Here is a 23,714-nt window from a genome sequence, read left to right on the forward strand (position 1 = left end):
TTGTTTAAGAGTTACTTTTTTCTTTTTTATCCCACCATACATTTACGGAAGCCTTATCCATGCCGCCCAAATATTGTTGGATGGCTTTTTGCAGGTTTTCACCGTTGTGTTCGTATTCATCGCGCGGATATGGGATACGGCGCACGCCATCCTTGTGACCGTCGCTTTTCTTCACATCAGAGTTAGTGAAATTGTTCACCGGAGGAATCTGTCGCGGATATCCTGTGCGTCTCCATTCGCTCCATGCTTCTTGACCATCAGGGAAAAGGGCCAGATACTTCTGTGTAATAATGCGTTCCAACTTTTTCTCCACATCATCCGCTTCGTTCCACTTCACGGTGATGGTACTGGGTGCTGCATAGTTGTAAGCCGCATTAACCGGGTCTACAAAGGCCTGCGGAGGAGTATTACTATTCAGGTAAGAGCCAACGCTTACACCACATTCAGCAAAAGATTTCCGAATACCCGATTCATAATACTGTTGAGGAGTTCCACCGCCCATATCAAAGCCTGCCAAAGCTCCTTCTGCACGCAGAAAGTCTATCTCCGAAGCCCTCATCCAATACACAGGATCGTCTTCCGAAATGTTAGGCAGTGATGCTCCGTCATACACTTTTTGAGTAACCGGCAGACCTGCACGTATAGCTTTCTTTCCTTGGTCTTGAAAATATTTGGATATACGCGAGTCTGAATATCCTTTCAAGTAACATTGGATAGTGGCCCCCATGCGGCTATCGTTATACTGCCCTGGGTCAGCAATCTGGTACATCGGATGTTTTGTCTGCAAATTAGCACCTCTATCCATCTTCGCCATATCGTCTATGTTTTCCATCACACCCATTGGATTCTTAATAGCCTTTTCAGCATATGTACGTGCCAATTCCTCATCAGCATAGCGCACACGGATTGCAAGTCGTAACATCAATGAGTTGGCCAGACGTATCCACTTGGCTACATTACCCTCATACACTACGTCCGAAGCCATAGGTACGGTACTGTTCGCTTTCATATAAAAGTCGTACAGGATAGTGACAGCTTCGTCCAGTTCTTCGAAGAATGAGCGATACACCGACTCCTGAGAATCATATTCCACAGTGAATGAGCCGTTTCCCACCTGCTTGTAAGGGATAGGGCCAAACTTGTCGGTAGAACGATGCAGCCCCATAATCTTAGATATCTGTGCAATAGCGTACATTTCTTTATTGGGATTTTCACCGCTCATGTTGATATTCTTCAGTTGAATCCAAGGCGCAAAGATGTTGGTGATAGCATACTCATACATCAGGTTCACCCAGCCTTCCGAAAAGAAGAATGTAGTAGTATTGGAGGCCTCGTTCCATTTGTTGTCACGTGGTGAGAAATATCCTACCCACGAGTCACCACACAAGTTGATGGAAATCTGATAAGCATTAGTCAGGTCTGTATTATCTGTTTTGAGCGGTACAGGAATGATATGTTTTTCCAAATTCGGCATATAGGCACCGTTAAGCACACCGTCCTTCTGCTCCATGTCCTTGTCTGGTAGATACGGGTTTTTATTTATCTCTTCAAAATCCACGCATGAGGTGCTTGTCATGAGCCCTGCACATGCCAATAGTACCCCCACTATCTTTTTTATCTGTATTTTCATAAATTGAATATATTAGTTGTTACAAGCTAAACTTAATACTAAATCCTAAGTTCCTTAAGCTGGGAGCCATGAAAAAGTCACTACGATTATACGTACCTGTAGAACCGTTCATGTCGGGGTCAAACGGAGCCTTACGATAGAACATGAAGAGATTGCGTCCCACGAAGGAGATGGCGGCATTATTGAAAACATTGCCCAGCCACTTCTTCGGCAGCGAATAGGTCAACGAAAGTTCCTGCAGACGAATGTTGGTAGCATCGTAAGTATAGTAACTCATCAGTCCCTGTCCACCCACAGTATTGTAATAGCGTTCGGCATCATATCGGTGTCCGTCCAACATTACACCACCGTTATCGCGAGCTTCAGCCGATACCTTAGACACACCGAATGCATCCATAAATGCCTGTGTCTGTGATGTGACGATACCTCCAAAACGTCCGGTAATCATTAAACCCAACGAGAGATTCTTATAGCTGATATCGTGACGCCATCCCATAGTAAAGTCCGGATCGGCCGAACCTAAACGGATACGTTGGGTGCGGTCAACCTGATAACCGGTTCCTTCTTCAACGAGCCTGCCGTCTCTGCCACGCTGCAAAATACCTGTGGTAAAGACATCGGACATGGAATAGCCTTCGCGTAGATACACATCGCCAGCTTCCTTCAAAGTCAACTCTGTAATATTTACCAGTGAGTTGTCGATAGGATTGCGATAGTCGTGTACCATTTCTACAATCTTATTTTTGTTGGCCGTATAAGTCAAGTGTGTAGAATAGTTCACCTTACCGAACGTATCAGTGTAACCCAATGTCATTTCCACACCTCGGTTGCGCACGTTACCAGCCTGAACATAGAAACCCGAATAACCGGTGGCAGGAGACATGACCGAAAGGAAAGTCTGGTTATATGTATTGGATTGGTAGAAAGTTCCGTCGAAAGAAATCCGTCCGTTCAGGAAACGGGCGTTGATACCCACTTCATAGGATTTGGTCCGTTCCGGTTTGAAATCGGGATACGGATAAGTGGAAATCGGGTTAATAACACCACCCGACATCGGATCAGTCACCGTACCGGGAGTGATACCTATCTGTGTAATAGGCGAGCCTACCTCGGTATAAGATGTACGCAGCTTTAAATAAGAAATAAATTCAGGCAATTTCACCATTTCGCTAATGATACCTGACAAACCGATGGAGGGATAAAAGATACAGGGAGTATCTCCATTGCTGACCAACTGAGAGGCCCAGTCGCAACGTCCCGTAGCTGACAGATAGAGCATGTTTTTCCACCCCAGTTCCGCACTGGCAAAGAAAGCAACGTTGCGTGTACGAAGATATTCTTGGTCTCTTTTACCTGAAGCGGGTTCTACATTGGCCAGCGAGAAAAGATTGGGTACGGTCATCAGTTTGCCACCTACATTAATGCTACGTGTGTAATGATCTTCAAAGCTACCGCCCACGTTAGCCGTCAGCGAAAAGTCTGCACCGAATCGTTTGTTAATATTAGCCATCACGTCAGCATAAGTTTGAGTATAGAACTCCTCTTTAGTCGTGTAGCTACCTTTCGAAGAACCTGTATACAGTTCAAGTGTAGAAGCATGAAGTTTACGTTCTTCGGTGGAATGAGTCTTATCCAAACGCACACGTCCGGCAATATTCAACCAGTCGAAAATATCATATTGTACTCTACCGTGAAGCATATAACGGTTTTTCTTGGTAGGGAACATCTCACGGTTGATAATCCAATAGGGATTTTCAAAGGAGAGTCCCTGATCACCATATTCCCAGTTCTGGGTAGGGAAACGACGTTCTTCGTTGTAACGCTCGAATATTTTCACATTCTCGAAATCCTCGCCACGGGGAAACAGATAAAGCGGGAACAACGGGTTGAAGTAACGTCCGCCTGAAATCATGTTCTGCTCGGCTTGAATGACATAACTGGCTCCCAAGTCAACATGCAACTTGTCATCCAGCATGAGCGCAGTATTTCTGAAAGAGAAGTTGTAACGGTAATATTCATTGTTTTTAATGACACCCTTAGAGTTGGTAGAGGCCAAAGAGATAAACGTTTGATTAGTTCTGGTACCCGAAGAAATGTTCAGCGAATTGATGGTGTTCATACCAGTCTTGAAAAAATCCATGGGATCAAATGAGGAAGGTGTAGCCAGTTTCTCGCCCCAGCTTCGATAAGAGTTTTCTCGGTTACCATACCTGTTTTGAAATTCCGGTGATATCATCGGTTTCGAGAATTCTGTATTGGATGAGAAGTTAATCTTCATCTTGCCCTCACTACCTTTCTTGGTGTTAATCAGAATCACACCGTTGGCCGCAGCCGCACCATAAAGAGCCGCTGCCGAAGGACCTGTCAGCACAGAAATGCTTTCAATATCATCGGGGTTAAAGTCCGAGATGCTTTCACTACCGGCCACTGCACCATATTCTGTTTGAATGACACCACGTGAAGGGTTTCCAATGGGCATACCATCAACCACATACAAAGCATTGTTGTTGCCGACAATAGATTTGGAACCACGCATGATGACGCGTGTAGCACCGCCCACACCAGAGGAACTTTTCTGGATATTGACACCAGCCACCTTACCGTTCAAGCTGTTCATAAAGTTAGCGTCTTTGGCTGCGGTCAGTTCTGAATTACTTACAGTCTGTACATTGTAGGAAAGCGCTTTTTCAGCACGTTTGATACCTAAAGCCGTAACAACTACTTCATCCAGTGCCTGTGAACCATCTTCCAATACCACATTGATTACATTTTCTTTTACAGCTACTTCCTTCGGCTGATAGCCGATATAGGAAAACACCAATATGGGAGTGGTACCTTGTGTGGTAATGTGATAGTTGCCATCTATATTAGTTACAGTTCCGTTAGTAGTCCCTTTTTCAAGCACAGTAACTCCAATTAGCGGGTCACCTTTTCCATCCACTACATTACCCGCCACATTTCTGCTTTTAGATTTTTTAGCAGCCTGTTCCGGAATAATCATTATATAAGTATCTTTTACAGTATATGTGAACCCCGTTCCGGCAAGAATAGTATTCAGCGCCTGCTCCAAAGACTGGTTGTTTATATCTAAAGATATTCTTGTATTAGGGAGTTGAGAACTGTTGTAAGATACAGACATTTTGGTCTGTTCCCTAACGTCAGCCAAAGCTGTTTGCAATGAAATATTCTTCTTTTTTATTGTTATTTTACTATTACTTTGGGCATAAAGCATTGACCCTATTAATAGTAGAAAAGTCATTAATATACTTTTTCTAGTGTTTTCCAGATATAAATTCATATCTTTACGACGTTTTTAGTTTTAAATCATGTATTTTTTCTCGTTTCTTAAATAAGCAAGAAGTTGCTTATTTGTTTTAAGGCTAAAAATCATTTCATATCCGGAGAGGGTGGAGCCTCTTCCGGATATTTTTTTACATAAGCATATTAGATTTAAGTTTAACAAAAAATATTTATTGTTTTTCTCTACCAGATAATATAGCAGATACTGTCTTCCAATCGATAATTGAATTGACCAATGACCACCTTCATCACTTCCAATGTCTCTTCCAAAGTCGCGTCTTTTCTGAATACAAAATTATAACGGTCTTGATTAGATTTCTTTGTTGAGATATGAAATGTGATTCCATAATGACGTTCCAGCGTCCGCACAATTTCGGCGAGAGTAACCTTGTCGAACACAAGTTCCCCCCTCATCCATGCGGTCACATCTTTCATGTTGGCAGTCAGCAATTGGCAGTCAGCCGTACATTTATTATACACAACCTGATATCCGGGAGTTAAGACATAGCTGGTCGTATCATTGCAATCCACTCGTACTTTTCCTTCGATCAAAGAAGCTGTTATTACATCTTCTTCCGGATAAGCTTTCACATTAAACTCTGTTCCCAAGGCAGTTATTGCCATATTTGAAGATCGCACAATGAAAGGTTTCTCCGGATCTTTTGCCACTTTAAATTCTGCTTCTCCCATCAGATAAACCGTTCGGGTCTTGCCCTCCAGATTTTCAGGATAAAATACATATGAACCGGAATTCAGATGTACGGTAGTTCCGTCCGGAAGACTGATTGTCTCTTTAGATCCATTATTCACATAATGTTCCACCATCACGGTGTTGTCCCTGTCAAAATGATTGTAACTTACCCACAAAGTAGCCGTCACAGACAGAAAGATGATAACAGCAGCTGCCGCAACAGATTTCCACAAATTCCAGCGGTTTGTATTTGTAACCATTGGAGTGTATTCAATGCCGATTTTATCCAATACCTGCTGAAACGAATGCTCCATACCGCGCCCAGACTTTCCTTTTGTCTCAAACCATAGATTATGAAGCGCTGTTTCTTTCTCTTCTGCAGAATCAGAACTGATCATCCAACGGTGAAATCTGTCGATTGTCCGCTTTGAATAATCAAAGTCAATAAAAGAGCGTAGCTGTTTTTCCAATTTACTTTTCATCTATACCAAATCAAGTGTTACATATAAGAGACAACTTGCCAGGCATACATACTTAGTCTAAATAGAAAAAAAATAAAAATAAAACGATTTTTTTTAGATCTTGAAGGGCTTTATAAATATGTTGCTCAACTGTACGAACCGAAACATTCAGTTTCTCAGCAATTTCCGGTGAAGTCATTCCTTCCTCTCTGCTCATTAAAAAAACACGCCTACGCTGTTCCGGCATACGTTCAAGGGCCATCTGAACAAAAAGCTCAAGTTCATGAGCACAAAATTCATCATCCGGCGTAGGCAATCCCTGCTCCGCCATTCGCATTTTTTCTGCTGCGACATCCAAATAGTCATATTCTACAGCCTTGTGCTTCAAAAAATTATAGATATGGTTTCGTACAACTGTATATAAATAACTATCCAATTTTTCACGTTCTAACCATAAATCCGGTTTCTCCCATAGCTTAACAAAAATATCTTGAGCTATATCTTCTGCATCTTCTTCTGATTTTAACAATTGCCATGCGAAAGTCTTTACTTTGGGAAAATTCAGATCAAAAAACTTTTTAAAACGAAGAACTTTATCTTCCATTCGTGTGATAATCATCATGTTTATCCATTAAGATTAACAAGTAAAATATAAAACCCTCCAACAAAATTAATTATTAAATAATTTATCAACAACCTTTTCATAAGAAAACATTCAAAAAAAAAAGTTCTCAAGACCTTCTTTGGCATAAACAACTAATAATCAACACATAAGCATTTCTTTATTAATTTTATTTGAAACAATTGCGCAAAATGACTATCTTTGTGTAAAAATAATTAGTAACAATATAACATCTGAATTACAACGCTAAAGCAGTATATCCAACTATGAAATATGACATTCCATATATGGCAACCGAGGCTGTAAGCCTACTTAAATCATTGATTAGTATCCCCTCAATCAGCCGGGAAGAGACTCAGGCTGCCGATTTTCTGCAGAACTATATCGAAATGGCGGGTATGCAGACCGGACGTAAGGGAAACAATGTATGGTGTCTCAGCCCGATGTTCGACCTGAAGAAGCCGACTATCCTGCTTAACTCCCACATAGACACGGTAAAGCCGGTGAACGGCTGGCGGAAAGACCCGTTCACTCCGCGGGAAGAAAACGGCAAACTGTACGGTTTGGGAAGCAATGATGCCGGTGCCAGTGTTGTCTCTCTCTTACAGGTGTTCCTGCAACTATGTTGTACTTCGCAGAAGTATAATCTGATTTATCTCGCTTCCTGCGAAGAGGAAGTTTCGGGCAAAGATGGAATTGAAAGTGTATTGCCGGGACTTCCGCCCGTTTCATTCGCCATCGTAGGCGAACCTACGGAGATGCAACCTGCCATTGCCGAAAAAGGATTAATGGTTTTGGACGTGACCGCGACAGGAAAAGCCGGACATGCGGCACGCAATGAAGGAGATAATGCCATATATAAGGTATTGGATGATATCGCCTGGTTCCGTGATTATCATTTTGAGAAAGAATCTCCGCTACTGGGAGCTGTGAAAATGAGTGTTACCGTAATCAATGCAGGTACGCAACATAATGTTGTTCCCGATAAATGTACTTTCGTCGTCGATATACGCAGTAATGAACTTTACTCCAACGAAGAATTATTTGCTGAAATCAAGAAACATATTTCTTGTGATGTCAAGGCACGTTCGTACCGTCTCAATTCTTCACGGATTGACGAGAAGCATCCGTTCGTACAGAAGGCTATAAAAATAGGATGCATTCCTTTCGGCTCTCCTACTCTGTCCGATCAGGCATTAATGTCCTTTCCATCGGTAAAAATAGGGCCGGGACGCTCTTCACGCTCGCACACGGCAGAGGAATATATCATGTTGAAGGAGATAGAAGAAGCTGTCGGGCTGTATTTAGAGTTATTGGACGGCTTGAGTATCTGAAATTTTACTACTAGCTGAAAAATCACTTCTTTCTGCTTCACTAAAAAAATAGTTATAATCCATGCCCCTAAAATGGAGAAATCCCTTTTCCCCGACAAGATGGACATTGTTTACACTGGTGGCAATGTGAAGCAGATACCATTCTTTTACAGCCGTCACACCATTGTTCACTAGAATTTGATGAAAAAGTCGGAGTATCATTAGAATCTATCCATCCCGTCCCATGACACAATGAACACTCTTTACTTTTTCTTGAAACTTCCATCTTTATCGGAGTCGAATTAGTACTACTGGAATAATTTGTAGTATTTGTATTATACACAGAATTATTAGCATAAATAGTATTGAGCGTACCAGACAAAGCATTAAGAGTTTGAGATATAGCATTAAGCACTATAATACTTTTTGCACTTTTCCGTAGTTTCTTTGCATCATTATAATAGCTCTTTATCGCCAAAGCTTTATCACAAAACTCAATAGTTTCTTGATACGCTCCACAAGCAAAAAAACAATGCGCTATCATATAGTATGGATAAGGATCATTCTTTTCCATTGAGATTGATTTACTATAACTGTCCACAGCTTTTTCATAATTACCTGTATTATAATAACTATCTCCATTCGAAATATATTGTTTGATCAGAGCTTTAGTTGACTTATATTTAGCTATTATTGCCAAATTATTTTTAGCCGCTTGGTTAGTAGGATCAAGTTTCAAAGCTTGATTAAGACATAACTCTGCTGATTCATAAGCAGGATATGCCTGGCTTAAATAGCAATAGCCTGCATTTATACAAGCTGCAAGATTATTTCTATCATACTGTACTACCTCATTAAACCAATTTGCCGCTACATCATATTCCTTTTCATCCATTTGTCGCTCTGCTTCCCTATAAGCAAGAAGGCTATAAATATTGTTTGCCATTGAACAATTTGCACTCACAGCCATTTTCAAATAATTTAAGGCCTTTTTTTCATCCTTCCAAACACCATCGCTTAAATAATAACACATTCCCATACGATAAGCTGCCTCACCATTTCCTCCTTCAGCCGCATACTTAAACCATTCAATAGCACGGGATTTATCTTGAATTACATAAGGTCTGTATCCATTATAATAAAAGTTACCCACACAACCAGCAGCATAGTAGTTACCTAGTTGTGCGGCTTCGATATACAATTGTATTCCCTTTTCAGTATCTTTCTTTACTCCTTCCCCTTTAAAATACAAATCAGCCAGAGCTACCATTGATGGATTATGCTTTAGTCCAGCCGCCTTTATTCTCCAATATAAAACCTTGGTTGGATTCATATTGACAGTACTATAAATATCTATAAGCCTTAATATCGCTGGGACATAATTTTGTTCTCCTGCTTTAGTAAACCAATTTGTAGCTTGATTTACATTTTGAGGTATCGATTTTACATTTCCAATATACAAAAATTCTCCCAAAGTATATTGAGCTTGTATATTACCTCTGTTAGCCAACATCAAATAAGCAGTCAGATCGATATCGCAAATTATATTTTTTTTCTTCAGCTTCTTATAATCATATTTAGATTCATAGAAATCATAAAACAATCCACTACGTTCATAAACAATCTTAGTTAAACGGTGGCATCCACCGAGCCACCCTGACTCTAAAAATGACACGCTGTATGGGATATACAATTCCTTTATATTACATTCATTAAACGCTTTCTGCTTTATACGTTTTACTCCTATTGGAATAAAGGCCTTCAAATCTTTATGATTACTCGGAAACCAAATAAGTTTTTCCATATTTTTTGAGTAAAGTACTCCATTGACAGCTTTCAGATGAGGGTTCTCCTCATTTACAGATATATATCTGAGTTTTTTCGCTTGATAACAAGAGATATCTGATACTATGGTCTTAGGTAAAGATAATGTTTCCACATCATACAGTATATTTCCTTGAAATCCGGTGACAGTATAGGTTCTACCCTTACACGTAATTATTTCAGGAATTATTATATTCTTTTCTTTCCTACAACTGTTTACTGTGGCTGTACCGTCCGGTAAAATTTCATAAGATATATTCTTCGTATTATAATAGTCTTTAGCCAATACGTTTATGGATAAAACAATATAGATTAATAACAAAAAAATATGTTTGTTGTACATCATACCAAAAATTATTTAATCCACCTTGGACTACCTAAAGGTGGCAGTTTCTTCTCTGAAATACCACTACGAGTGATACCATTCCATGACGTAACATGATCCGCTTCAATAAAGTCCTGAACTGTGAAATCCACTTCAGCCAGTTTCATAATGCGGGACACAATACTCCAACGGCTTTGTGCGTTATAATAAGGTATATTATTATTCATGCAACTATTCACTTCAGAACGCCAAACTCCATACTGATATTCATAACCTCCTTCGTAAGCACCTACTTGAGCATATTTATCTATTCCAATGAAATCTTTCCACAAGATAGTAGACAAATTATCTGTAAAATCCAAATTACATTGAAAGCCCAGTTTTTGCCATTCTCTCAAATCATTCTTACGACTTTCGGGCATTTGCGCATTATAATAAACATATTCATCACACAAAAAGCCGAAACCATGACCACCTGCTTCATGATGTATCAATCCTTCAAAGTCATTAGGAGAAGCTTCCGTACTCATTGGGCACAATGCTATAGAGTTTCCATTAGAATACAAATAGGTTGTTCCAGCATATTTAGTACTATTCAAGGGCATAACTATTGTTAGTGGTTTATCTTTAGGCAAGTCTTTTATTTTACGAGCATATTCGAAACAAAGCTCATCATTACAAGTTATTGAAGTTCCATCACCGAAAGTTGTGGAAAATTTATTATTTATTTTTCTTCCAAATGTATCGTTCATGCTTACGCCTGCCTCTTCCGATTCTGCTATCACCATATAGATATTGAAATAATCGCGATAAGATTGATAAGGTTCAATAGTGAAAAAATAATCCATCGTTTGTTTCATTACAGCTTCATAACGACCATTTTTTCTCAAATCCTTACTTGTAAAACCATCTCCAAAAATAAACAAATTCACACCATTGCCTTTCACTGCTCGTTGTAATTGCAAATACTCACCATCAACATAGGAATAATTGCCATTATCTGCCTCTTGTATTATATATAGAGTATCAGAAAGACACAATTTTTCATTATATATAGCAACCTTAGCCTGGCGTTCTTCATGCTCCAAATTATTAGCAATATTTAAAATTAAAGATTGTCGTCCTCCAATATTTGTGTTTGAAATGCCAACATAGTTACTTTGTGTAGATTGAGTAATCCAACTACGTGCATCTGTTGATATATATACTTTATAATCTATATTTTGTTCTATATCAATCAATAATTCTACACCTGAGGAATTAACTTGATATTGTTTTCCACCTATAAAATAAAGTTGCTCTTTGGCAGTTTGTGAAATTAACAGAGTCTTCTGATTATCATAATCGGTAAAAACAATACTACACTTTCTTAAATTTCCTGTTTCATTATTAGCAACTGTCACATATATAGAGGATATTCCATTTCCCTCCTTTAACCCATTTATCGTTATCCAAGATGGTAGATCTGCAAGAATAGACCAATGCGTATTTGAATCTACGATTATTTCCTTTGTATCACTTTTCCAACCAAATGTTACAACACTATTAGATAAAGATAAGAATTCACTATCTTCATGACAATTATAAAATAGAAAGCATAACAAGAAATATAGATACTTATACATAAGGAATTTGTTTTAAAGAATAAAAAAGATTATGTCAAATCATTTCCATTATTGTATAACATCATTCCTTGACATAATCTCATTTCATATTTACAATATTTCGATTAAACAAATACTAAAGTTATTTCTTATAAAATGTACCGATGATTTTCTGATTAGAAGTATTCGTTATCTCCATTTTAATGGTAGAAGAAATCACCCCCTCTAAGTTTGCTTTCCCTGCCTGTTGTGCAGTTAGTACAACCAAATTTTCGGAACGTTGATATGTATAGCTTATTGATTCCGATTGAACTATTACACCACCCGCATTTTTTACAGAAACCACCAAAGTCGCTGTATTATCTTTATTAAAACTGATAATCTGTTCTCGGGTTCCATCACTATACACATCGGTATATGCCCACTGTGTTCCAGCTAAATCATAGCCTCCCGTCTCATCATCATCTCCACAACTAAACATGCACACACTCATAGCTAGCATAACCAGCATCATTGACAAATACTTCATTGTTTTCATTTTTTCTCGTTTTTAAATTGAATTAATTATAAATTATTCTATTTCAAGTCAGATATATCCCCCCATCAATGAAAAAGTTATTCTCATATTAGCTTTTTCATTACATATTATTTCAAATAGTCTATTCTATAATCTTCGACAAAGATATGTCAAAAATGAAAACAGAGATAAGATGATATATTGCGAAAATGCCACAACTTTATTGCGAATCTTGCGACTGATGTTTTTCTTTAATATATTCTGAGAGATCTGAGAAGAAATCATGGTTTAGAAGAACAGAGATTCTAGCTAACAGACTTGTATCTACACTATCTTTTTGAAATAAGCGATAGACATTAGAACGATCACATGATAATTTACGGGCAAACCAGCTGATGCTCCGTTCTTGTTTTTCTAATTCTTCTTTTATAAGAAGACCAATCGGTTTCATTGTGTGTATAAAGCCGTATAGTTCCCCAAGTACGGCGACTGATATTAATACTCCATGAAGACATAACAAAAAAGCGTGGGAAACCGACTATAGCTTATCCTATACGTAGGCTTCTCGCATTGCCTTCAAACCGGATAAGCAACGCAGCTAGCCCACGCAGTATGGAAATATACAGAACATACCAATAACTGATATGTTTGATAAATACACATACAAGTGGACGTCTTCGTTGCCGTTCTCTTCGGTTTGATAAATTTTGCGAGAATTTACGTATAGAAGATCACGTTCGTAAACGTCATTTTAATATGTCTGCCATTTCTAGTTTAAAAAAGCTGAAATGACACAGCAAAGATAAATAATTTATAGCAACTAAAATGCTCTCCATAAGCAAATTCTTCAGAAAACACACTTATTTCTCATGATAACATAACTAATATGATCATACGGTTCATCTCTTTCAATCTTTTCAGAAACCCTTTCTTAATGGCCAAAAGCAGGTGAAAGCATCCCTTTAAAATTCTTTTTGTGAGATTTCACCATTTCACAACAGACCTATATTACCGCCTCACCACATCGCGCGACACCCCATAATACCCTGCCGCAGCCACATAAATTGGCTGCATACATTTACCTATATTACGCAGTTTTCCTTCTTCCTGCAATCGCCGGAGATGACGGTTCGCCGTAGTCCGTGTCATGCAGCACACTTCCTGAAAATCGTAGCGGAGCATTACGTCATGGTCTGCAAAATATTCTTTCAACCTCATATCTATCTCTACTGCCGACAAAACTTCCGAATGGCGCGCATACTTGCTCCGGCTGACTTTAATACCGGCAAGTTCCCCCTTCAAACGGGCATCGGGACGAAACCCGATTGTTTTCAACTCCATTTTCGACGATTTGTTCTTGGTGCTGCGAGTCACTTTCTGCGTGCTCCGCAGAATGGGGGCAAAATAACCGAGTCCTTCGATATGTATCTCACGACCTTCGCGAAGTTCCTCGCCACAGATTTGGGCAAGCATTTCAAACGCATTTTTCACATCACCCACAGAAAGGGAACTGCGTCCGTGAATCATCCGGCATAGCTTATCCGTCCCTAGCTTTCCGTTCAAAAAAATACGGGGATGCAAACCCTTTTCTTCAGAATCATCGGATTCACCGGGATTCTCATACCAATCGTAAAGTATAGCCATAGTAGTTAACGTCTTTATAATGAATACTTTTCATGCAAAACCTTTAAAGTTATTAATGACCCACTAGTGTGGTTCACTCAAACTACAATTGTCATTTAATTAGATGACCCTAGTTATTTAATTAAACCACACTAGTGAATCATTGATAACTCTACGGCAAAGATACGATAAATAATAGTGAAAAGGGTGATAAGAAGCCGACTTCTTCCGTTAAGGAAAAAATATCTTTTTTCTAGAGAAATACTTGCAAACCGGTACTGCCCTATTGTAGATTTGCAGTATCAGCGCTGATAAACAAACCTATTTTAGTCACTTAAAAACAAAAAAAGAATGAATGCAATAACATTAGTATGGAGACAGATACTGAAAGAACTAAAACTGTTCCAAATAAAGGAGAGTAAAGAATACGCGACAGGGGAAGTGGAGAAAGACCGGACGAAACCGGCAGAATGTTGTGGAGAAATGCATACAGACAGTATTCTGGATAGCGAACTGCCTGTCGGGAAAGAGAAAGAGACGGAACGAAAACAGCCCGTCCGGCTGACGCAAGAGGTACGTGCATTCTTGCAGAAACAGTATGATTTCCGCTACAATTTATTGACAGAAGAAACGGAATATCGTCCCGCCGGCAAACGTGGCACTCCCTTTGAGCCTGTGGGCAAGCGGGAACTGAACACTTTCTGCATGGAAGCGCACGACCAAGGGATATCCTGTTGGGACAAGGACTTGAGCCGTTATATCTATTCCACTTGTATCCCCGAATACCACCCTTTCCGACTTTACATGGAAGAGCTGCCCGATTGGGACGGGACAGACAGACTGGAAGCTTTGGCACGACGTGTCTCTGACAATCAGCTTTGGGTGAAAAGTTTCCATACATGGCTGTTGGGAGTCACGGCACAATGGCTCGGTATGACGGGAATACATGCCAACAGCGTAGCTCCCATACTTGTCAGCAGTGAGCAGGGACGACAAAAATCTACTTTCTGCAAAGCATTGATGCCACCGGCACTGTCACGCTATTACATCGACAACCTGAAACTGTCGGCGCAAGGGAAACCGGAAAGGCTGCTTGCCGAAATGGGACTTCTGAACATGGATGAATTTGACAAGTACGGAACGCAGCAAATGCCGTTATTAAAGAATCTGATGCAAATGGCAAACCTGAATATCTGCAAGGCTTATCAGAAGAATTTCCGCAACTTGCCGCGCATCGCTTCTTTCATCGGCACAAGCAACCGTTTCGACTTGCTCACCGACCCCACCGGCAGCCGGCGGTTCATCTGCATTGAAGCGGAACACTTCATCAATTGCGAGGGGATGGAGCACGATCAGCTCTATGCCCAACTGAAAGCGGAACTGCTTGCCGGAACCCGCTACTGGTTCACAAAAGAAGAGGAACGGGAACTGCAACGCCACAACACAGCTTTTTACCATCCATGTCCGGCAGAGGAAGTCTTTCATGCCTGTTACCGGACAGCCACAGACGATGAAGAAGGGAGTGAACGTCTTTCGGCTTCGGACATATTCAGGAGACTGAAAATGTATAACCCGGCTGCCATGCGCGGAAGTAATCCGGCCACATTTGCGCAAGTATTGCTTGCGGCAGGAGTCACCCGCAAACACACCAAATACGGGAATGTATATCTGGTGAAACCGTTGAAAGCGGCATAGGACTCAATTATCAACGCGGGTTCACCCGTAACAGTTTATATTAAAACGAATTATATCTCCGGTGAAGAAGGTGGAGACATCTTATAAACACCAAAGAGAAAGGTACCGCTTTCACCGATAAAAACAGTGAAAGAGATACCTTGCTTTTATGGAATATTTATTTTATCCCATCATCCATTTGCCATAAAAACTAAGATTGCATTACTTGTCTACCGAGAATTTAAAGATACATTGGCTCATGTATTTTTCACCAGGACGAAGCACAGCCGAAGGCCATTCAGATTTGTTCGGGGTATCCGGATATTTCTGTGTTTCGAGACAGACGGAAGCACGCTGGTTGTAGGTAATGCCTTTCTTTCCGGTCAGAGAACCGTCAAGGAAGTTTCCGGCATATACTTGAACTCCCGGTTCGTTGGTATATACATCCAACACAATGCCCGTTTTAGGTGATTTCAATGAAGCAGCTTTCCGGTTGATATCGCCTTTGGTATTCAAGATCCAGTTGTGGTCATAGCCATTACCATTATTCAATTGGACAAAAGCGTAATCATTGATGCGTGCGCCCACCGGAGTCGGTGTACGGAAATCCATTGGAGTACCTTCTACAGAAGCTATTTCGCCCGTTGTCATGAATGTGCTGTCCACTGGTGTGTAATAATCAGCATCAACAGTCAGCAGATGGTCTGCATTGCTGCCGGCATCTCCGTCAAGATTGAAATAAGAGTGGTTTGTCATATTCACGATAGTAGGCTTGTCCGTTTCCGCCTCATAACGGATATCAATGGCATTGTCATCTGTCAGCTTCATCAAGACTTTGCAAGTGATATTTCCAGGGAAACCTTCTTCACCGTCTTTTGCGACATAAGTAAGTTCCACTTCCTGGGGATTCGGCTGCACTGCATCAAACACGCGATACTGGAAACCTTGCGGGCCACCGTGCAGGCAATGCCCATAGTTATTGCGAGGCAATTGATATTCAACGCCGTCCAACGTAAATTTACCTTGATTGATACGGTTTGCATAACGACCGATACTAGCTCCAAAATCGGAAGGCTTACTGATGTAATCCTGAATAGAATCAAAACCCAGCACTACGTCACGCATCTGTCCGTCCTTATCGGGAACCATTACGGAAACGATACGCCCACCGAAGTTTGTAATGCAAACTTCCATATTGTCCTTATTACGCAAAGTAAACAAATCGGTTTTCTTTCCGTCCACTTCCGTCTGGAATTTACTCTGCAACAACCCGGATTCTGTAGCCTTTTCAGCTTTTGGCGTACAAGCCGCCATCAAAAGGGCGGCAACTCCCCATACACATAATTTTCTCATGTTCTTTCGTTTTATTCAGTTAGTTTATTCTCAATTATCTGGATAAAGTCTATGCCACAAAGGTGGGAAATCTTCTATAAAGAAAAGATTAATTATTAACCAATAAATAACAGAAACTAACCAAAACCACTACGAATCTAAACATTTCGCGTTTTTTACGCGATATATATTATAAGACAGGAACGCTATGAGAACGCCACTTATAAGGTTAGAAACAGTCATCTATTTTATCGGTTGAGCCAAGGCTCCGGATTCAGTTTCTCTTTTTCCCGCCGCAACTGGAAATGCAATACTGTCCGTCCATTATCCGTTCCGTCAGAGAAGACTTGTCCTATGGATTGCTTCGTTTTCACAGTATCACCGGTTTTCACAGAGGCCGATGAAAGGTTACAATAAACGGAAATGTAGTTGCCGTGACGGATAAGCACATTGAATAATCCGTTCAACTGGAATACGGCTGCTACTTTACCATCGAAGATGGCACGTGCCTGCGCACCCGGTTTTCCCTGTATATCAATTCCTTTATTATCCAGTTTCACGTTGCGAAGTCCCTCCACCGCATATTGACCGTAATGACTGGTGATGATATAAGCACCGGATATAGGCATGGGAAGTTTTCCCCGGTTGGCGGCAAAGTTGCCGGACAGTTCCCGGTCTGCCTTGCTCATGGTGTAGGCTTCCAGAGGTTTTGAGTTTGTTTTTGCTGCTGTCCCCGCTCTGGAAGACCGGTTCTCCTTACCCTCCGCCTTCCTGCGTGCAGCCGCTTCGCGACGGGCTTCCTCTTGTGCACGCTTGCGGGCACGTTCTATTTCTTCAGCGATTAGCTTATCAATACGGGCATTCAGTTGGTTTGCCTCTCTACGTTTCTTATTAATCTCATTTTGAAGGCCTTTCTGTTTCTTTTGCAGATTGGCTACCAAGGTTCGTTTTTCTTTTTCCTGAGCTTCCAGTTTCACCTTTTCGCCTTCACGTTCTTTCAGCAGATTCTCCTTAGCTGCTTTCACCTGTTGGCGTTCAGCTTTTTTCTTGCGTATCTGTTCTTGCTTCTTCAGGATTTCTTCTCCTTGCAAACGTTGGTAAGTGGCATATTCACGTACATAGCGCATACGTCGGTACGTCTGTCCCAGATTCTTGGCTGAGAAGATGAACATTAATTTTTCCTCTATTGATTTATTCTTATACAGGTATTGGACAGAAGCTTCATATTTCTTCTTCTTTTCTTTCAAATCCTTCTCCAGTGCCCGCAACTGGCGTTCCAAGGAGTTTAACTCACGTTCAATGGCGTCCACATCATTGTTTATAGCCAGAATATAACGTTTCCGTTCCTCAATCTGTCCGGTCAATGCAGCCAGACTATTCAGTTGGCTGCCTACATCCTTCTTTGTATCCTTCAATATAGATTCCGACTCGGCAATCTGCTTTTGCAGCGCGCCGCGCTTACTTTCCAACTCGCGAATCAACTTATTCGACTGAGCGGAAAGCGGAACTGCCAACCACAGGCAACTGACAAGAATAACAAAGAAGCGTTTCATCATAACAAGGCCGTCAGCATTTTTACTAATTCTTCCAAAGGAACTTGCCGGTATTTAGCAGTAAGTTCCGTAGGAGTCATGGAGAATTCTTTCGTGGAAAACTCATAAAGTTGCACTTTCGCCTTTTCCAGTGAAGGGATTCCTACATCTTTTCCCGTCAGTTCTGTTTTCCCGCCGGGCAGGGACGCATCCATCAATATCTTTTCCAAACGGGAGAACTCTGCGTTCTTCGGTAACATACCTTTCAATTCTTCTTTAGTCGCACGGACAAATCTCCTGTTCATCCGGTCTACCAACAATACTTCATCGGGAGTGATTTCGATACGGGCTACTTCCGTACGCAGAATAGGCATCAACAAGGAGACTTGTACCCGTTCATGGGTTTTCATCTTCATTGTTCCTCCTACGGACATACTTCCTCCTTTTTTATTGGGAATAGTCAGTTGAAGTCTGGAAGTCAGATAACTGGATACGGGAGCCTTTGTTTCCGAAGTCGCCAAACGCTTGGAACTCTTACAACCAGCCAATACGACTACAACCAACAATAGATAAACGAACCTTTTCATTCTGCAATATATTTCTTCTTTTCTATTTTCTGTTTCAATGTTTTCGACTCACTACCCATTTCCAACGCCTGTTTCCAGTATTTCAGCGCCCCTTCGACATCGCCGGTCATAAAGTAAATATCTCCGCAATGCTCCACAATCACATCACTTTTCTCCCCGTCACTCTTCATCGCATTATCAATGTAGATACGTGCCTCGGCATAATTTCCTTTTTCAAAAAGAATCCAGGCATAAGTATCGAGATAAGTCGAATTATTGGGTTCGGCCTTTACAGTCTTATAACTCATTTCTTCCGCCTTATCCAAATCACGTCGTTCCACAGACAGGTAATAAGCATAATTATTCAATGCGCCGATATTGGAAGGATTGTACACCAAAGCCGAATCATAGGCGGCATAGGCTTCCGACATCTGTTTCTTCGTATGATAAATGTCACCCATTATCGAGTAAAAATCCGAAATAACTTCTTTTCGTGTATCAGGTGTGATATGTTCCAGCGCCCTGTTACAAACACTTAACACACTATCTGTCTGTTCAGCCTGATGATAGGCAATTGCCAGATAATAATACAATTCCAAAGCATCAGGAGTAGCCTCGATACCCGGCTCACAAACTTTTATAATCTGTTTATAATCTTCTTTTTTCACAGCGGCACTGACTAGCATCAAGCGGGCAGCCTTGTTAGTCGGGTCTAAATCAACCACCTGTTCTAAGACAGGGACAGACTCCTGCTCCATATTCTTCGACAGCAGATACTGCGCATAAAGCATCGGGACTTGCGGGTCATCCTGTTCCTGCTTCATCATCCGGTCAAACAAAGCAATCACTTGGGTACTGTCCTTCGCCGATGACTGTTCATTTTCCACAATTATCTGACGCATGACATTGATTTTCGTATCAGGAGTCACCTTCTTGTTCAGCAGCAGTGTATCCAGTTGTTGCTGATACAGTTCTTTTTGCCCGGTCTGTTCATAATAAGAAGCCATAGAGAAAAGAGCCATCGGATTGTCCGGCTCTGCCGCCAGCACTTTCTGATACGCTGCATAGGCTTCCTCTTTCTTTCCATTTTGAAGATACACATCACCCAGAATTACCTGATAACGCATATCCATCGGATATTCCTGCACCAGGCTCTCGATTTCCTGAAACGCTTTCTTATCATCTTTCATCTGAAGATAAATACGGAATTTCTCCATAGACAACTGTTCATTCTTGCCCAACCGTTTCTCCAGACGGTTCAATGTGGAAATCACCTCATCATACTTCTCCTGACGGCTGTAAATATCAAGCAGACTGAACAAAGGGTCTTGTTTTGCCGGGAAACGGGTAACCATACTTTCGAGTAAAGTCACTGCCTTATCCAGTTCATTCTGTTGCTGATACAAGCTAACCAATCCCTGGCTATACCAGAAATTGTCGGGAGCGTAAGCTACCGCTTTCTCCAAAGCAGCCTGACCTTGCGGTACCTGGCGGAGAAACATATAATACTGGGAAACCTCGTAAAGCGCAGAGGAAGCACTTGGATTAATATCCAGACAATGCTGCAACAAGCCAAAAGCTGCATCATATTCTTTCTTTTCCTTCATCCGCATGGCTTCCAGAAAGAAGTAGTCATACTTCCGCTGTTGTTCGGCAGTCACCTGTACTTGTGGAAGGAAAGAAACTCCCTCATCTGTCGCGGACTTCGCCGTACGTCCTGTACGTGTCGTTCCGCATGAGGCCAGTACCCAAACTGCGACCAGCAGCCATCCTATTTTTATCTTCATTTTATTTTCTTGATTTAAGCATTCATCATACTCCGGTATGACCGAAGCCACCTGCTCCCCGTTCCGTCTCATCCAGCACTTCCACTTCCTGCCATGTCGGCTGCTCATGCTTTGCTATCACCATTTGGGCGATACGTTCACCATCTTCAATCACATAAGTTTCAGATGAAAGATTGACTAAGATAATACAGATTTCTCCCCGATAATCCGCATCGATTGTTCCCGGTGAATTAAGTACGGAAATACCCTTCTTGATAGCCAGGCCGCTACGGGGACGGATTTGTGCTTCAAATCCCTTCGGGAGAGCAATATATAATCCTGTCGGCACCAGGCAACGTTGTAGCGGTTCCAATGTGATAGGTTCGGAAAGATTAGCGCGGATATCCATTCCTGCAGACAATTCAGTGGCGTAAGCCGGAAGCGGATGCTTCGATTTATTGATAACTTGAATATTCATAAATGCATGTTTACTATTTAACGGGCGAAAATACACATTTTGAACTGAAAAATAGTTAAGTTTGCAGTTAAATAATGTACCGGCAACCAATTTGCGGACGCTAAACACTGAAATTACAAATAAAATGATGAATTGGAATCAATTAATATCGGCTAAACGTTTCGGAATGGAAGAGTTCCACGAAGAACGCCAGGAAAATCGCTCGGAATTTCAACGGGATTATGACCGCCTTATCTTTTCCGCGCCTTTTCGCAGGCTACAGAACAAAACACAGGTATTTCCCCTACCGGGCAGCGTCTTTGTGCACAACCGGCTCACACATAGTCTCGAAGTGGCTAGTGTAGGTCGTTCTTTAGGCGACGATGTCGCCAAAGCTATCCTGGAACGTCAACCTGAACTTGAGGACTCTTTCCTGCCGGAGATTGGTTCAATCGTATCCGCCGCTTGCCTGGCGCACGATTTGGGGAACCCGCCCTTCGGACATTCCGGCGAACGGGCTATATCCACCTTCTTCTCCGAAGGAAAAGGGCTGCGCCTGAAAGAAAAGCAGTCCAATGGAGAACAAATTTCTGCGATGGAATGGGAAGATTTGACACATTTCGAAGGAAATGCAAATGCATTCCGGCTTTTGACTCATCGGTTCGAGGGACGTCGGAACGGTGGATTTGTCCTGACATATACCACATTGGCTTCTATCGTAAAATACCCCTTTTCATCGAGCCTTGCCGGAACAAAGTCCAAATTCGGCTTCTTCGTCAGTGAAGAAGACAGCTTCCGGAAAATAGCGACAGAGTTGGGATTGACCTTACTGAACGAACATCCCTTAAAATATGCCCGTCACCCCTTAGTCTATTTAGTCGAGGCCGCAGATGATATTTGTTATCAGATGATGGACATCGAAGATGCGCACAAGCTAAAGCTACTCACTACTGAAGAGACAAAAGAGCTATTAATGGCATATTTCGATGAAAAGCGACAGGAACATATCCGGAAAACTTTTCTGATTGTCAATGATACAAACGAGCAAATCGCCTATCTGCGCTCTTCCGTAATCGGATTGCTGATTCGTGAATGTACTCGCATATTCCTGGAACATGAGCAGGAAATATTATCAGGCACTTTCGAAGGGGCACTTATCAAACACATCGCCGAACGTCCGGCAGAAGCATACCGACACTGTGCCCAGGTATCTTTGAAGAAGATTTACCGTTCACGGGACGTACTGGACATCGAGCTGGCCGGCTTCCGTGTCATCAGCACGCTGCTCGAATTAATGGTGGATGCCGTAACCTCACCCGAAAAGGCTTACTCCAAGCTTCTGATTGACCGTGTATCCAGCCAATATAATATACAAGCGCCTGCACTCTATGAAAGAATACAGGCGGTACTTGATTATATTTCGGGAATGACCGATGTCTTTGCCCTTGATTTATATCGTAAGATTAACGGCAACAGTCTGCCTGCGGTGTAACCACTTTAGGAGTAAACGCTTCATCATCCTCACAAGGCATTTTCAGCGCATCCGGATGGCTTTCAATAAACGTCTGGATGTGCCGGATTCGTTTATCTTCCAGGATTTCATCCACAGCAATCAGGATTCCGGTCTCTTCCACATCACCGAATTCATAGTTGATAGCCGTCCCGAACATCCGCATGGTAGGGCTCAGGCTCATATACGCATTCACCAACGGCGGAATGTTATAACCCAATTTACGAATCTCACAATTCAGGATTTTATAATCTTCCTTAAAGGTATCTTTGCAGAATAAAGCACGAAGCTCCTCTTCTGAAGTCTCCAGTATCAACGGTTCCAGCGGGGTGACAAGCTTATCCTTATCATAGAAATGTTTTTTGAGGAAATAAAGAATCATATCACGGCCGCGGCGATGGTAGCTGGGATACATGGTCACTTTTCCAAAGAAATATTTCACGTTCGGCATTACGACCGTCAATGCGCCCAATCCGTCCCACAAATTATCCAAGGCAAACAGGCCTTTGCTTCCGGCACGGGTAGACTGATATTCGAGCGTAACGAACGAACGCCCCAACTCAATCGTCTGTGGCAGATACTCTTTGATAAAAGGGTCTGAGAAATGAAACATGTGGGAAGTAGCCAGAATCGGAGCCCCCTTTTCATCAAAACGAACATCCGTTCCAAGCAAGTACCGATAACCGCCCAGGATTTCTTCCGCTTCCGGATTCCATACAATCAGCTGTTTGTATGGATGTTCCATTATGTCGTATTCGTCTATATCCATCGACATGCCCGTTCCACCACCGGCAGCACGGAAAGCTATTTCACGCAAACGACCAATCTCTTTCATTACATTGGGAGCATTCTGGTGAGTAATAATATAAATCTGATTATTACTCTTATTCGTCATTCGTAAGCGCCTGTCTTCCGTCAACTCAGCTTTCAGCAGTTCCTTGCTTATCGGTTTGATAATCTCTTCCAT

At 41.5% G+C, this 23,714-nt stretch carries 18 protein-coding genes; 3 read left to right on the plus strand and 15 right to left on the minus strand.

Going from position 1 to position 23,714, the window contains the following annotated elements:
• Positions 1-4: 4 nt before the first annotated feature.
• From AB5443_RS12565 to AB5443_RS12580, 4 genes are all read right to left on the minus strand, one after another.
• A complete protein-coding gene (locus AB5443_RS12565; RefSeq protein WP_195406764.1) occupies positions 5-1,630 on the minus strand; it encodes a RagB/SusD family nutrient uptake outer membrane protein in 1,626 nt (541 codons plus the stop codon).
• Between the two features lie 19 nt (positions 1,631-1,649).
• On the minus strand, positions 1,650-4,928 hold the full coding sequence (locus AB5443_RS12570) for a SusC/RagA family TonB-linked outer membrane protein (RefSeq protein ID WP_368113652.1): 3,279 nt from the start codon (positions 4,926-4,928) through the stop codon (positions 1,650-1,652).
• A 185-nt stretch (positions 4,929-5,113) separates the two neighbouring features.
• Positions 5,114-6,103, minus strand: a complete 990-nt coding sequence (locus AB5443_RS12575; RefSeq protein ID WP_073346806.1) for a FecR family protein — start codon at positions 6,101-6,103, stop codon at positions 5,114-5,116.
• A gap of 52 nt (positions 6,104-6,155) precedes the next feature.
• Positions 6,156-6,701, minus strand: coding sequence for an RNA polymerase sigma-70 factor (locus tag AB5443_RS12580; RefSeq protein WP_073346807.1), 546 nt, complete (start codon positions 6,699-6,701; stop codon positions 6,156-6,158).
• A gap of 269 nt (positions 6,702-6,970) precedes the next feature.
• Between AB5443_RS12580 and AB5443_RS12585 the strand changes: the two genes are divergently transcribed.
• Entirely contained in the window at positions 6,971-8,038 is a 1,068-nt protein-coding gene (locus AB5443_RS12585) for a M20 family metallo-hydrolase (protein ID WP_368113654.1), read from the plus strand.
• Between the two features lie 67 nt (positions 8,039-8,105).
• Here AB5443_RS12585 and AB5443_RS12590 read toward each other — a convergent pair whose 3' ends face one another.
• The 5 genes from AB5443_RS12590 to AB5443_RS12610 form a co-directional block, all read right to left on the minus strand.
• Positions 8,106-10,187, minus strand: a complete 2,082-nt coding sequence (locus tag AB5443_RS12590; protein WP_368113655.1) for a hypothetical protein — start codon at positions 10,185-10,187, stop codon at positions 8,106-8,108.
• An 8-nt stretch (positions 10,188-10,195) separates the two neighbouring features.
• Positions 10,196-11,791, minus strand: coding sequence for a M64 family metallopeptidase (locus tag AB5443_RS12595; protein WP_195406759.1), 1,596 nt, complete (start codon positions 11,789-11,791; stop codon positions 10,196-10,198).
• A 121-nt stretch (positions 11,792-11,912) separates the two neighbouring features.
• Entirely contained in the window at positions 11,913-12,308 is a 396-nt protein-coding gene (locus AB5443_RS12600; protein WP_368113656.1) for a hypothetical protein, read from the minus strand.
• 199 nt (positions 12,309-12,507) lie between these two features.
• Positions 12,508-12,738 carry an XRE family transcriptional regulator gene (locus tag AB5443_RS12605; protein ID WP_195406758.1) on the minus strand — a complete coding sequence of 77 codons (231 nt, stop codon included), beginning with the start codon at positions 12,736-12,738 and terminating at the stop codon, positions 12,508-12,510.
• A gap of 557 nt (positions 12,739-13,295) precedes the next feature.
• The gene (locus AB5443_RS12610) at positions 13,296-13,931 is read right to left on the minus strand and encodes an HU family DNA-binding protein (RefSeq protein WP_022139002.1); all 636 of its coding nucleotides are present in this window, start codon (positions 13,929-13,931) and stop codon (positions 13,296-13,298) included.
• Positions 13,932-14,261: 330 nt separating this feature from the next.
• Here AB5443_RS12610 and AB5443_RS12615 point away from each other — a divergent pair, with 330 nt between their 5' ends.
• Positions 14,262-15,605 (plus strand): VapE domain-containing protein, encoded by a 1,344-nt coding sequence (locus tag AB5443_RS12615; RefSeq protein ID WP_044653481.1) that lies wholly within the window; start codon positions 14,262-14,264, stop codon positions 15,603-15,605.
• 201 nt (positions 15,606-15,806) lie between these two features.
• Here AB5443_RS12615 and AB5443_RS12620 read toward each other — a convergent pair whose 3' ends face one another.
• From AB5443_RS12620 to dut, 5 genes are all read right to left on the minus strand, one after another.
• Positions 15,807-16,937 (minus strand): aldose epimerase family protein, encoded by a 1,131-nt coding sequence (locus AB5443_RS12620; protein WP_368113658.1) that lies wholly within the window; start codon positions 16,935-16,937, stop codon positions 15,807-15,809.
• Between the two features lie 227 nt (positions 16,938-17,164).
• Positions 17,165-18,472 carry a murein hydrolase activator EnvC gene (locus AB5443_RS12625; protein WP_368113660.1) on the minus strand — a complete coding sequence of 436 codons (1,308 nt, stop codon included), beginning with the start codon at positions 18,470-18,472 and terminating at the stop codon, positions 17,165-17,167.
• A complete protein-coding gene (locus AB5443_RS12630) occupies positions 18,469-19,035 on the minus strand; it encodes a DUF4292 domain-containing protein (protein WP_073346811.1) in 567 nt (188 codons plus the stop codon). Before AB5443_RS12630 ends, AB5443_RS12625 begins: the two co-directional genes overlap by 4 nt.
• On the minus strand, positions 19,032-20,801 hold the full coding sequence (locus AB5443_RS12635) for a tetratricopeptide repeat protein (RefSeq protein WP_368113661.1): 1,770 nt from the start codon (positions 20,799-20,801) through the stop codon (positions 19,032-19,034). The genes AB5443_RS12630 and AB5443_RS12635 overlap by 4 nt, the downstream gene beginning before the upstream one ends.
• Positions 20,802-20,826: 25 nt before the next feature.
• Positions 20,827-21,258: a dUTP diphosphatase gene (dut, locus tag AB5443_RS12640; protein ID WP_368113663.1), complete on the minus strand. Its 432-nt coding sequence runs from the start codon at positions 21,256-21,258 to the stop codon at positions 20,827-20,829.
• Between the two features lie 124 nt (positions 21,259-21,382).
• Between dut and AB5443_RS12645 the strand changes: the two genes are divergently transcribed.
• Complete coding sequence (locus AB5443_RS12645; RefSeq protein WP_277132784.1) at positions 21,383-22,729, plus strand: deoxyguanosinetriphosphate triphosphohydrolase; 1,347 nt, start codon at positions 21,383-21,385, stop codon at positions 22,727-22,729.
• Here AB5443_RS12645 and AB5443_RS12650 read toward each other — a convergent pair.
• Positions 22,701-23,714, minus strand: coding sequence for a GNAT family N-acetyltransferase (locus tag AB5443_RS12650; protein ID WP_368113664.1), 1,014 nt, complete (start codon positions 23,712-23,714; stop codon positions 22,701-22,703). The two genes, AB5443_RS12645 and AB5443_RS12650, sit on opposite strands and share 29 nt — an antisense overlap.

Source organism: Bacteroides sp. RTP21281st1_H5_RTP21281_210402 (genome assembly GCF_040918965.1).
Classification (GTDB): domain Bacteria; phylum Bacteroidota; class Bacteroidia; order Bacteroidales; family Bacteroidaceae; genus Bacteroides; species Bacteroides congonensis.